The organism is Nocardia sp. IFM 10818, assembly GCF_054655275.1.
On the sequence record NZ_BAAHJH010000001.1, the window covers coordinates 3,271,241 to 3,282,823 of the forward strand.

General features: G+C 70.4%; 11 protein-coding genes. 10 read left to right on the forward strand and 1 reads right to left on the reverse strand.

All coding sequences use genetic code 11. The features are described from left to right. The first annotated feature begins 155 nt into the window (after positions 1–155). Both ACYQ5L_RS15165 and ACYQ5L_RS15170 read left to right on the forward strand, forming a co-directional pair. Entirely contained in the window at positions 156–2,216 is a 2,061-nt protein-coding gene (locus ACYQ5L_RS15165) for a LuxR C-terminal-related transcriptional regulator (protein ID WP_459958017.1), read from the forward strand. A 25-nt stretch (positions 2,217–2,241) separates the two neighbouring features. Beyond that, entirely contained in the window at positions 2,242–3,561 is a 1,320-nt protein-coding gene (locus ACYQ5L_RS15170; protein WP_459958018.1) for a lipase family protein, read from the forward strand. A gap of 168 nt (positions 3,562–3,729) precedes the next feature. Here the strand turns inward: ACYQ5L_RS15170 and ACYQ5L_RS15175 are convergent, their stop codons facing one another. Then, on the reverse strand, positions 3,730–4,491 hold the full coding sequence (locus ACYQ5L_RS15175) for a 3-hydroxyacyl-CoA dehydrogenase (protein WP_459958019.1): 762 nt from the start codon (positions 4,489–4,491) through the stop codon (positions 3,730–3,732). Between the two features lie 283 nt (positions 4,492–4,774). Between ACYQ5L_RS15175 and ACYQ5L_RS15180 the strand changes: the two genes are divergently transcribed. The 8 genes from ACYQ5L_RS15180 to ACYQ5L_RS15215 all read left to right on the forward strand — a co-directional run bounded on the left by ACYQ5L_RS15180 (position 4,775) and on the right by ACYQ5L_RS15215 (position 11,579). Then, positions 4,775–5,404, forward strand: coding sequence for a hypothetical protein (locus tag ACYQ5L_RS15180; RefSeq protein WP_459958020.1), 630 nt, complete (start codon positions 4,775–4,777; stop codon positions 5,402–5,404). Between the two features lie 16 nt (positions 5,405–5,420). After that, positions 5,421–6,296: a MinD/ParA family ATP-binding protein gene (locus tag ACYQ5L_RS15185; protein ID WP_459958022.1), complete on the forward strand. Its 876-nt coding sequence runs from the start codon at positions 5,421–5,423 to the stop codon at positions 6,294–6,296. Beyond that, the gene (locus ACYQ5L_RS15190) at positions 6,293–6,946 is read left to right on the forward strand and encodes a hypothetical protein (protein WP_459958024.1); all 654 of its coding nucleotides are present in this window, start codon (positions 6,293–6,295) and stop codon (positions 6,944–6,946) included. Before ACYQ5L_RS15185 ends, ACYQ5L_RS15190 begins: the two co-directional genes overlap by 4 nt. A 178-nt stretch (positions 6,947–7,124) precedes the next feature. Beyond that, the gene (locus ACYQ5L_RS15195) at positions 7,125–7,415 is read left to right on the forward strand and encodes a hypothetical protein (RefSeq protein WP_379195208.1); all 291 of its coding nucleotides are present in this window, start codon (positions 7,125–7,127) and stop codon (positions 7,413–7,415) included. Further along, positions 7,415–7,678: a hypothetical protein gene (locus ACYQ5L_RS15200; protein ID WP_379195210.1), complete on the forward strand. Its 264-nt coding sequence runs from the start codon at positions 7,415–7,417 to the stop codon at positions 7,676–7,678. Before ACYQ5L_RS15195 ends, ACYQ5L_RS15200 begins: the two co-directional genes overlap by 1 nt. Positions 7,679–7,730: 52 nt before the next feature. Further along, a complete protein-coding gene (locus tag ACYQ5L_RS15205; RefSeq protein ID WP_459958029.1) occupies positions 7,731–8,555 on the forward strand; it encodes a DUF8175 domain-containg protein in 825 nt (274 codons plus the stop codon). A gap of 52 nt (positions 8,556–8,607) precedes the next feature. After that, positions 8,608–10,092: a hypothetical protein gene (locus tag ACYQ5L_RS15210; RefSeq protein ID WP_459958031.1), complete on the forward strand. Its 1,485-nt coding sequence runs from the start codon at positions 8,608–8,610 to the stop codon at positions 10,090–10,092. Then, positions 10,089–11,579 carry an SCO6880 family protein gene (locus ACYQ5L_RS15215; RefSeq protein ID WP_459958033.1) on the forward strand — a complete coding sequence of 497 codons (1,491 nt, stop codon included), beginning with the start codon at positions 10,089–10,091 and terminating at the stop codon, positions 11,577–11,579. The genes ACYQ5L_RS15210 and ACYQ5L_RS15215 overlap by 4 nt, the downstream gene beginning before the upstream one ends. The last annotated feature ends 4 nt before the right edge of the window (positions 11,580–11,583 follow it).

The following is an 11,583-nucleotide window of genomic DNA, read 5'->3' on the forward strand; positions in this document are numbered from 1 at the left end:
CTGCAATGATGCCGCTCCAGCGCACCTCAGCTCGCCGTGCCATCCCTCAGTCGGGCTCATCGGTACACGATGAAGGGAATGGAATGCAGCGGTCGGTCAGCAGGGGGGACCGGAAACATATGGCGATCGTCGGTGGTTCGCGCCCACTCCCGGGCGTGCGGCCACGGCGACCGGAAGAGGACGAGGAGACGCTCGCCGGATTGCTCCACGGCGACGATGTGATGCGACTACGCATCGCGCGCGCGGTGGCGGTGCTGGGCCCGGCCGCCACCGCGAGCCTGGTGGCGGCGCTCCTCGGCACGGAGCTCGAGGACGTCGAGCGGGTACTGGGGGAGCTGGCGGAGCTGGGGGTGGTCGCGGGGGAGCGCTGTGCGCATCCCGCGATCGCCACCCGCCTGCTGGCGGATCTGTCCGAGGAACAGGCTCGCGACCTGCACGGCCGGGCCGCGGAACTGTTGCATCGCACCGAGTTTCCCGCCACCGTCGTGGCCCGGCACCTGGTCGCCGCCGGGGACGCCCGCGGCTCGTGGGCGGCGCGGGTGCTGCTCACGGCCGCCGGGGAGGCGACGGGCGTGGACGAACTCGACCGCACCGAGCAGTGCCTGGAACTGGCGTACCGCGCCAGCCGCCGTGCCGACGACCGGGCCGGGATCGCGGTGCGGCTGGTGACGGTGGAGTGGCGCATCAACCCCTCCGATCGCACCCGCAATTTCGGCCGGCTCAAGGCGGCGCTGCGCACCGGCCGGGTGCCCGGTCCGGACCTGCCCGCGACCGTGCTGCACATGCTGTGGCACGGCTACACCCTGCACGCCGATCACGCGCTCAACCTCATCGATCGGGATCGCGGTGAGGGCGACGCCGCCGCTGACGCGCGTCTCGATTTCCTGTGCGCCTGGCTGCGATACACCCATCCGACGCAGGTGCCCGGCCATCCGCGGCTGATGACCGGCCGCCCCCGGATGCGCGGATACGCTCCGGCGCAGAAGAATTCGGCGCATCGCCAGGCCAGCGAGCTGCTCATCGCACTGTGGACCCAGCAGCCGCCCGCCGAGATCGCCGCCGCGGCCCAGCGCATTCTGGCCGGGCACCGCCTGACCCTCGACACCGTCGAGGTCCTGGTCGCCGCCGTGGACTGCCTGATCCACTCCGACCGGCTCGACACCGCCGACGCCTGGTGCGCCGCCCTGCTGGCCGAGGCCGCCGCGCGGTCCGCGCCGACCTGGCAGTCCATCTTCGCCGCCGCCCGCGCGGAGACACTGCTGCGCAAGGGCGATCTCACCGGTGCGGCCGAATACGCCACGCTCGCCCTGAATCTGGTGCCCGCCGAACACCTGGGCGTGTGGGTGGGCCGCCCCATCGCCGTGCTGGTGCGCGCCTGCACCGCCCAGGGCAAGCATGCCGAGGCGGCCGCGCAACTGCGCCGCCCGGTGCCGCGCGCGCTGTTCGAATCCCGTTTCGCGCTGCCGTATCTGAGCGCCTACGGGGAACACTGCCTGGCCACCGGGCATCCGGAGGACGCGCTGCGGCACATTCGCCGCTGCGGCAACCTCATGCACGAGTGGAATCTGGATTTCGCCTGGCTGGTGCCCTGGCGCACCCAGATGGCCGCCGCCTGGCTGGCGCTGGGTCAGCAGTGGCAGGCCCAGACCTTCGTCACCGCGCACCTGGATCTGATCGGCGGCGCGGAGGCCCATCACACCGGCGGCACCGCGCTGCGGCTGCTGGCCGCCACCAGCGACGCGCATCGGCGGGTGGTGCTGCTGCGGCGGGCCGTCGCGCTGCTGCGCGCCGGGGCCGACGAGGTGGAATTGGCGACGGCGCTGACCGATCTCGGCGACGCCTACCGCGCCATCGGCGATGTGGACCGGGCCCGGCCGCTGCTGCGGGAGGCCGCCCGCCTGGCCGAGGGGGCGGGCGCGCAGGTGCTGCGCGGCCGCCTGCGCGGGGTGCGGCCGCTGCCCGAACCGGCCGCGGCTCCGGTGCCCGCGTCCGCCCGGCTGGACGCGCTCAGCCCCGCCGAGCGCCGGGTCGCCGAGCTGGCCGCGCACGGCCGCCGCAATCGCGAGATCGCCGCCGAGCTCGACATCACCACCAGCACGGTGGAACAGCACCTGACCCGGGTGTATCGCAAACTGTCCGTCGCGCGTCGCAGCGAGCTGCGATTCGCCCTGGTGGCGGGGGAGGGCGCGGACGACACCCGGACAGCCGTCGGATGAAACCGCAGTTCGAAAGGGGTAGAACATGGGTGCGAATCCGGCCGGTGCGATCGCGCCGGTCACCGCGGAGGTCGCCGGTCCGCGCCGGCTCGAGCCGGCCGAACCGCCACTGCCGGAGGACGATCCGTTCTACCGCTCGCCGCGGGCGCTGACCCGGTTGAAACCCGGCCGGATACTGCGCACGCGGCCCGTGGAACTCGCCCTGCTGGGCCGGATACCGCAGCGAATCTCGGCCTGGCAGCTGCTGTTCCGCAGCACAGATCTGAACGGGAAGCCGGAGGCGGCGGTCACCACGGTGCTGCTGCCGTGGGGCGCGGATCCGCGGCGGCCCCGCCCGGTGGTGTCGTATCAGTGCGCCATCGACGCGGTCGCCTCGAAGTGCCTGCCGTCGTACGCGTTTCGCCGCGGCGCGCAGGCTCTGGGCGCGCTGCCGCAACTCGAACTGCTGCTCATCACGCACGCGCTGACCCGGGGCTGGGCCGTCTCGGTGCCCGATCACGTCGGCACCGCAGGCCATTTCGGCGCACCCCGGGAGCCCGGATATCGCGTACTCGACGGATTGCGCGCCACCCTCGCCTTTCTCGGCCGCCCGCCCGATACTCGCGTGGCCCTGCAGGGCTATTCGGGCGGCGGCCTGGCCACCGTGTGGGCGGCGGAGGAGGCCGCCGCCTACGCTCCCGAGCTGAATATCATCGCCGCCGCCATCGGGTCCCCGGTGGGGGATCTGGAATCGACCTTCTTCCGGCTCAACGGTTCCCTGTTCGGCGGCCTGTCCACACTGTGCCTGGCGGGCCTGCGCCGCGCCTATCCCGACCTCGCCCGCGGTCTGCGCGAGCATCTCGACGGCCCGTCGCAGGCCCTGCTCGACCGCGCCGAGACCAGCGCCACCATCCCGATCATGCTGCGCGGCACCGGGACCCGGGTGGAGGACCTCGACGGCGGGGCCCTCGCCGCCCTGCGCACACTGCCGCACATCCGCACCGTGCTCACCGATCTGCAACCCGGCGATCACCCGCCGCGCTTCCCGGTGCTCGCGGTGCAGGGCGTACACGACCTCATCATCTCGGTCGGCAATGTGGACCGCCTGGTGGACCGCTATCGCGCCGAAGGCACCGCGGTGCACTACGTCCGCGACCTCACCGGCGGGCACATCGGCCTCGGCCTGCTCGCCGCCCCGTTACTGGAGAACTGGGTGGCCGACCGCTTCGCCGGCCGCCCGCTGACCGCGCCGTACACGAAAACCGTGCTCTCCCTCGCCCTGTCGGCCGCCGCCCTGCGGGGGTACGCCGGCCTGGCGAAGGTCCTGCTCCGAGGTGCGATTGGCAGGCCGATTCGAACTCACTGACGGCCCCGCACGCGACTGTCGGTCCGGCCGTTGTCGGCGCGGGGATGAGCCCGGCGGTGCGTGCGACAGGCCGGGCGCGATCGTGTGGTCCCCGCGAGCGCGGGGGACGACGCCGAGAATCGGGGAACGGCCGAGGTTTCGACCTTCGGCCGGTTCCCCGAAACGCTGCTAGCGCGGGGCCATGCGGATCGCGCCGTCGAGGCGGATCGTTTCGCCGTTCAGCATCGGGTTCTCCACGATGTGGCGGACCAGTGCCGCGTACTCGCTCGGATCACCGAGGCGAGCGGGGTGGGGTACCTGTGCGCCCAGGGCCGCGATCGCTGAATCGGGCAGCGTCGCGAAAAGGGGCGTATGGAAGAGGCCGGGCGCGATGGTCATGACGCGGATCTTGTACGAGGCCAGGTCGCGGGCCACCGGCAGGGTCAGGCCCACGATGCCGCCCTTGGAGGCGGAGTAGGCGGCCTGGCCGATCTGGCCGTCGTAGGCGGCCACCGAGGCGGTGTTGACGATGACGCCGCGCTCGCCGTCGACCTCCTCGGCCGCCGCGATGCGCTCTGCGGCGAGGCGGATGACGTTGAAAGTTCCGATCAGGTTAACGTTGATGATCTTGGTGAAGGCCTCCAGCGGGAACGCGCCCTGCTTGCCTACCGTCTTGATGGCATTGCCGATTCCCGCGCAGTTCACCGCGATTCGCAGCGTGCCGAGTCCGGCGGCGGCGTCCAGGGCGGCCGTCACGTCCGCCTCGCTGGTGACGTCACCCGGCAAGAACACCACGCGCTCACCGAGTTCCTCGGCCACGGCCTTGCCGTCGGACGACGGAAGATCCAGGACAACGACCTTCGCGCCCGCCGCGTGCAGTTCGCGCACCGTGGCCAGGCCGAGTCCCGAGGCGCCGCCGGTCACTACCGCGACGATGTCAGCTGTCTTCACACAAACCTCCATAGAACGTGTTCTAGTTAATGTAGATTCTCATACCGTCCGACGGAAGAGGGACACATCGGCGTGGTGCGCACGAGCGGTCGGTTCTCCTGCTATCGCACGCGCGCGCGGATTCTTAGGCCAGCCTTCCGGCGCGTCGAGTCGTTGGAATCCTGCACATGCGAGAGAATTTCCGATCGGGAACGTCCCATGGCAGACGACAACCGACAACGACCGACCGCCGAGAGGGTCCACCATGCAGCACGACGTGCCTGGCGCCGCGGGGACCGGGGGAATGTTGAAGTCGTACAAAAAAGTCTCGCGCTGGTATCCCGCGCTGGAGCCCGCGGCGCAGGACGCCGCGCCCGCGCCGGTGGACGCCGAGGACGTCCTGGGCGACACCGACGGTCCCGCCCGCTATCCGCACTACATCCACGACGATCCCGAGCCCGAGCTGGATATTCCGCCGGTGCCGGATTCGGTGCTGCGCCGCGGTCATTTCAGCGGGGCCTGGTCGGATTGGATGGCCGATCGCGAGTCCGCCTCCGGCGCACCGCGACTGCGCTACCGCGGCGCCGCGGTGGTGGAGTTCCCCTGGGAGAGCGAGGAAGACGAGCGGCGGCCCGTCGACCGCGCCTCGGCGCTGCTGGACGCGGTGGGCGACGCGCCCTCCGCCCCGCGTGAGCGGTCCATCGGCCGCCGCGCTCTCGCCCTTGCCTTCCTGATTGTTGCCATCCTGTTGCTAGCTGTCGTCGGCGGAGTTGCTCTGTATGCGCTCAATTCGCACAGTGACACTTCGCAATCCATCGGCACACTCAATGGGGAGGTCCGTTCCGGTCCGAGCGACCGCCCGGCGGCGTACAACGAGATGACGGCCACCGTGGTGATCGGCGACCATACTCCCGCGGGCATCCCGGCAGGATAAGAGGAGAGCTGAGACGATGGATCAGGACTGGAGCCGCTGGCTCGACGAGGTGCCCGAGGAGGGCGAACCGTCGGGCCGGGCCGCGCGTTCCAAGGCTCCGGTGGTGCGACTGCGCAAGCGACGTGGGGATTCCGATGAGAGCGAGCCCGCGCAGCGGCCGATTCTGGTGGTCGGCGGCTGCGGCGGCGCGGGCACCACGACCACCGCGCTGGGCATCGCGGGGGAGATCGCGGCGGCCGGGGCGCAGACCGTGGCCGTGGACGCCACCTTCGCCGGCAGCGATCTCGCGCTGCGCGGGGCCGATGAGCACCTGAGCCCGATCAGCCTGCAATCGTGGCTCTACGGTCGCGGGGACGACGAGCCCGCGCCGCTCAAGGAATGCCTGTCCCGGGCGACCTCCGGCATCGGGCTGCTGTGGCGCGACCCGGCCCCGCTGCGGCGGCGCGCGACGTACTTGACGGTGGCGCGCGGTATCGACGACGCCGGCTACACGCCCGTCTACGACGGCGGAAACCCCATTGCCGGAAGGCATCTGCGGCCGCTGCTGGAGGATGCGGACATCGCGCTGGTGCTGGCCATCCCGGCGCGCGCCGACGCCGCCAACCGGTTGCGGGTGACCCTGGAGTGGCTCGACGATCAGTTCGGCGGCCAAGGCGAGGGCCAGGGCGGCGGAATCGTCGGCGATACCACGATTGTGGTGTCACATCAGTTGCCGGGCAGCGATTCTCGGATCGCTGATCATTTGCGGGAGCATTTGGACGGCTGGGTGCGCGATATTCGCGAGATACCCTATGACCCACACCTCGCCCGCGGAGAGCTGGTGCGGCACAGCAACCTCGCTGCCGAGACACGCCGGGCATATCGCCGCCTGCTTGCTGGAGTGGCATCATGACCGCAGCCATGAAGGAACGCCGATCCTCCTCCGAAAACGCCATGGCGGCCGGTGTGGTGCCGCCGCCGGAGACCCGCCGGGCACCCATCTGGGACCGCCCCGTACCCGGCGGCGGCCGCGCACCCCTGGTGTGGCTGCTCGGGGTGCACGGCGGCGCGGGCGCCAGCACCCTCGCGCATGTGCTTGCGCCGGCGGCGGATTCGTATCGCCGCTGGCCCGGCGGCTTCGAACGCGAGTCGCCCTTCGTCGTGCTGATCGCCCGCGAGACCATCGCCGGTCTCACCCGCGCCCACGACCTGCTGCGCCAGCACCACGCCGGCCTGGCCGGGCCGAGTGAGGTCCTCGGCCTGGTGACCGTCGCCGCCCGCCCCGGCCGCATTCCCGCCGAAATCCGCCGCTACCGCGACGTTGTCGGCTCCCTCGCCGGTCAGGTGTGGCAGGTGCCGTGGCACGAGGAGTGGACCCTGGTCGAACCCGATCAGCTGCCGATCTGGTCGCCCGGCGATCCCGTGCCACCCCAGCGAAAGCGCAAAACCGACCCGTTGGAAGAGGTTACGGTTGATATCCGGGAACTGGGCGCCGGCATCGTGGCCGCCGCCCAGGACGCCTTGGACGCGCCGTCCGCGGACCTACCGGACGCGGACCAGTGAGCCCCCGCGGCGCGGATGACCTCCGTGTGATAGAGATTCTCCGCGACCGCGGGTTGTCGGGTGCCGTATCGCACAGTGCCCCTTGGTATTTGGAGAAGCCGGCCAACTATCTTCGGTCCGGACGGACCGCATTGAGCGACTTAGTGATTGACGGTTTGCTAGTGGACAGGGAAAGACAATGAGCATGCTCCTCGCCGTACACGACGCGTACGGCTCGATCCTCGCCCAGGTCGGCAACCCGACCCCCGAGGCGCCGCCCGCGTCGGACAAATTGATGAGACTGGTTCGTTATTTCACTTGGTTCGTGCTGCTGTCGGGAGTCATGGGCATCACCTACGCGGGCGGCAAGTTCGCCTGGGAGAAGTGGACGGGAGGCGGTTTGGAGTCGCCGAAGATGGTGGCGGGAGCCATGATCGGCGGGATCATCGCGACCAGTGCCGGCACGATCATGAATGCCGTGATCACCTAATGTCCGCCACCCTGGCCGTGCTGGCCTACAAGCAGATGCCGGCCGACGTGCTGCGGCCCATCATGCAGCTCATCGACTGGCTGCTGTGGTGCGTGCTGCTGTTCTGCCTGGCCTGGATGATCCTCGCGGCGGGCAAGCTCTGGTACGCCTTCCGCGACGACATGGCCGCCAACGATGCGACGCACGGGGTGGTGATGAGCCTGCTGGGCGCCATCATGGCGAGTTCGGCCAGCGGGATCGCACTCGCCTTCCTGCCGACGTAGGGCTCGGGATAGCTGAATTGTCCAATGGCACAGACACTGTGGAGGCGCCGAAATGAGCGAGAAGGAGTCGCCCGAGCGCGACCGCGTCTCGTTCGGCGTCATCGCCTCGGCGGCCGTGGTGGCGCTGATCATCATCGCGGGCGTGGTGGTGTACATCACCCGCGACGATGCGCCGTCGAGCGCGACGACCGAAGGGACGCCGTCCACTTCGGTGACGACCGGGCAGACCGGGTTCGCGGCCGCGGAGATCGACCTGTTCGGTCGCCGCGTCGACATTCCGAACAATCCTGCCGGGCAGCCCTTGCCGCAGGATCCCAGCAAACAGCGCAAGCCCGCCGACACCGATTGGCTGACCGCCGTCCCGGCCGGGCTCACCGAACCGCACGGCTGGCAGCGGGTGTACGGCGCCTCGGTGCCGTTCTCCACCTCCGACGGTCCGACGCGCTTGGAAAACGGTCTGGCCGTGGGGTATTCGCACACCCCGCAGGGCGCCGCCCTGGCGGCGGCCCAGATCACCTATCGGCTCAACGCCCGGCCCGCCGACCGGGAACTGTACGTACGGCAGGTGCGGGTCTCGGCGCAGCAGGTGGCCGATTACGACCAGGCGCTGGCCGAGGAGCGGCTGCCGAAACAGCAGCCGGAGAAGGTCACCCGCTATCTGGTGGCGCCCGATGCCTTCCAGGTGGAGAACTACGCCGACGACATGGCCATTGTGCGACTGGCCGTGCGCGGCCCGGTGCGCGACGGCCGGGTGCAGTGGGCGGCGGTGCGGTTGATCATGGTGTGGGACGCCGGGGATTGGCGGCTGAAGCCGTCGACGTCCAGGTCTTCGCAGACGGAGTACGTGGATTCGCTTGCGGGGTGGACGAAATGGTGACCGGTGACAGTTCGACGACAGTGGCCCTGCGACCCTTCGAGGGGTGGACCATATGGTGAGGCGCCTTCTCACGATCCTCGCGGTCGTGTTCACCGTCATGATCGCATCGCCGACGGTGGCGTACGCGCAGTACGGCTTCGACGAGGCGTGCAACGAATTACACGACTCGCTCGACGGACTCGGCATTCCGGGCATCTCCCTGGGTGACGCGGCCTCGGCCGCGTGCAAGGCGGGCAATGTCGCCACCCATCCGGCCGAGGCCGCGGACGCCGTGCGCGACAAGGCGTGGGACTCCACCTTCGGCAAGGTGGTGGACTCGTTGATGAGCGGCCTGGGCGAGGCGCTGATCCTGGCGCTGACCTTCTGGATGAAGGTGCCCAACGAGAGAGTCAGCGACTCCGGCGCACTATTCACCAAGATCAACGACTACACCTATCAAGCGCAGATATTGCTCTTGATGGTGTCGGTGATCCTGTCCGGCGCCAAACTGGCCGAGGCCAGGCGAGGGGCCGCGGTCAGCGAGGCGGCCGAATCCTTCCGCATGTTCGCCCGGGTCATCTTCAGCTCCTGGATGCTCGGCGCGGTGATCGTCGCGGCCACCCAGGCCTCGGACAAGTTCTCCGAGTGGGTGATCACCGACTCCACCGACGGCGAGGCCAAGAACATCGCCGAGCTGATGGTGAAAACCTCCAGCCTGCAAGCCTTCTCGCCGGGCCTGGTGCTGATCATCGCCATCGTGGGCCTGCTCGGCGCGCTCGCGCAGATCGTGCTGGCCATCGTGCGGCAGGGCCTGCTGGTCATCGCGGCGGGCGTATTGCCGCTGGCGGCAGCCGCTTCCGGCACGGGAACCGGAAAACAGTCCTATCCCAAGCTGGTCGGCTGGATCATTGCCTTCATGCTCTGGAAACCCGTGGCCGCCATCGTGTACATGATCGCGTTCACCACCGCCGGGCATGTGGACGAGCTGACCGCCACCGGATCGCTGCCCGACGCCGATCAGGCCCAGCGCATGCTGGTCGCCATCGTGCTGCTGTGCAGCGTGGCCTTCGTGCTGCCCGCGCTCATGCGCCTGGTCACCCCGGCGGTGGCCATTGTCGGCAGCGGCGGTTCGGGTTTGACCGCCACCACCGGCGCCCTCGTCGGCGTGGCCGCGGTCGGCGCGGTCGGCTCCCGGGCCATCGCGCCGCGCGCGGCGGCCGCACCGGGCGCGGCCGGCTATGTCGGACCGGGCCGCGGTCCGCGCCCACCGGGCGGTGCGGGCGGACGCGGCGGCGGCGGTGGGGGCGGCCCGCGGCCGGTACCGCCACGCGGCGGTGGCGGCGGTGGCGGAGCGGCCGCCGCGAGTCCTGCCGGTCCGGGCGGCTCGGGCGCAGTACCGTCAGGCGCGTCCGGCGCGGCGCGCGCCGCCAACCGGGTCGCCCAGGTGCGGGCCGCGGCCTCCGGATTGAACCGGGCCGACGCCGCCATGGGCGATGTCGCCGGTGATCGCTGGGCCAACCGTTCACCCGACCTCGGCAGGAGCACCATTCCGCGATGACGATGACCGACACCTACGAGCGCCGCTCGTACGGCCTGTGGCAGAAGCCCCGCAGCGCAGGACTTTTCGGCCTGCGCTGGGGCGAGACTGTCGTCGGTTTCGCGGTCGTGATCACCGGTCTGCTGACGGCACTGGTGGCGGGTCCGAAACCGGCGTTCATCGTCGCCGGGATCGGCCTGATCGTGATGGTTCCACTGGTGTGGCGGACGGGGGGCCGCTCCGGCTACGAGAACGGATTGATGATGTTCCATTGGTTGCGCGGCCGCAGCAAGGGCGAGCACGTGTACCGCGGCGGCCGGTTCTCCCGGATCCCGGGCGGCGTCACCCGGCTGCCCGGAATCATGGCCCCGTCGCGGCTCTACGAGGGCATCGACGCCGGCGGCTACAGCTTCGGCATGATCCACCTACCCCAATTCGGGCAGTACACGGTGGTGCTGCGCGCCTGGCCGCAGGGTCACGAGGCCGTCGACCAGCCGGTCATCGACCGCTGGGTCGCCGCCTGGGGCAACTTCCTGGCCTCGCTGGGCCAGACCTCCGACATCGTGGCGGTGGTGCCGGTGATCGACACCGTGCCCGAGACCGGAAACCGTTTGCTCACCGAGGTTTCCGCCATCACCCGCCCCGAGGCGCCGGATCTGGCCCAGCAGGTGATGTACGAGCTGGCCACCGAACTGCCGCAGGAGCGCGTACAGCTGCTGCCGCGCGTGGCCATCACCTTCAAGGCCACCACCGCCGAACGCCGCAAGAATCCCGCGGAGGAAGCGGTGGAGATCGGCCGCCGCCTGCCCGGCATCTGCGCCGCCCTCGCCGAGGCCGGCGTGCGCTGCCAGCCCATGTCCGCCGACGACGTCATCTCCTTCATCCGCCGCAGCTACGACCCGGCCTCCCAGGCCGACCTCGAGGTCGCGGCCGGCGAACCCGGCGGCCACGGTCTGGACTGGGCCGACGCCGGCCCCGTCTCGCACGAGGAGCGCTGGGACCACTTCATTCACGACGGCGGCCGCTCGGTCACCTGGGAAATGGACACCGCCCCCGAGGGCGCCGTCGACGAGCGCGTCCTGCAGCGTCTGCTCGCCCCGAATCCCGAAGTGCCCCGCAAGCGCATCGCCATCGTCTACCGTCCGCACTCCGCCGGCGATGCGGCCCAAATCGTCGACGACGACTTCAAGAACGCCCTGGTGGCCCAGCAGAGCGAACGCGGCGTCGTCTCCGCCGCCGCCACGCTGCGCGTGGGCGCCACCCAGCAAGCACGCGAAGAACAAGCCCGGGGTCACGGTGTGACCCGCTTCGGCGCGCTGGTGACCATCACCGAACCTCTCCGCGGCGACCTCCCGCGCATCGAAGCCATCACCCGCGACCTGTCCACCCAGGCGCGCCTCAAGATCCGGCGCTGCTACCGCTACCAAGCAGCCGCCTTCGCCGCCTCCCTCGGCTGCGGGGTGATCCTGCCGGAACACGCCACGATCCCGAAAGCCCTCGCGGGGTGATCAC

What these genes read in the sequence shown, in the direction of transcription:
- ACYQ5L_RS15215 (WP_459958033.1), top strand. Translation starts at nt 10,089, where the DNA reads ATGACGATGACCGACACCTACGAGCGCCGCTCGTACGGCCTGTGGCAG.
- ACYQ5L_RS15205 (WP_459958029.1), top strand. Translation starts at nt 7,731, where the DNA reads ATGAGCGAGAAGGAGTCGCCCGAGCGCGACCGCGTCTCGTTCGGCGTC.
- ACYQ5L_RS15180 (WP_459958020.1), top strand. Translation starts at nt 4,775, where the DNA reads ATGTTGAAGTCGTACAAAAAAGTCTCGCGCTGGTATCCCGCGCTGGAG.
- ACYQ5L_RS15190 (WP_459958024.1), top strand. Translation starts at nt 6,293, where the DNA reads ATGACCGCAGCCATGAAGGAACGCCGATCCTCCTCCGAAAACGCCATG.
- ACYQ5L_RS15210 (WP_459958031.1), top strand. Translation starts at nt 8,608, where the DNA reads ATGGTGAGGCGCCTTCTCACGATCCTCGCGGTCGTGTTCACCGTCATG.
- ACYQ5L_RS15200 (WP_379195210.1), top strand. Translation starts at nt 7,415, where the DNA reads ATGTCCGCCACCCTGGCCGTGCTGGCCTACAAGCAGATGCCGGCCGAC.
- ACYQ5L_RS15195 (WP_379195208.1), top strand. Translation starts at nt 7,125, where the DNA reads ATGAGCATGCTCCTCGCCGTACACGACGCGTACGGCTCGATCCTCGCC.
- ACYQ5L_RS15185 (WP_459958022.1), top strand. Translation starts at nt 5,421, where the DNA reads ATGGATCAGGACTGGAGCCGCTGGCTCGACGAGGTGCCCGAGGAGGGC.
- ACYQ5L_RS15170 (WP_459958018.1), top strand. Translation starts at nt 2,242, where the DNA reads ATGGGTGCGAATCCGGCCGGTGCGATCGCGCCGGTCACCGCGGAGGTC.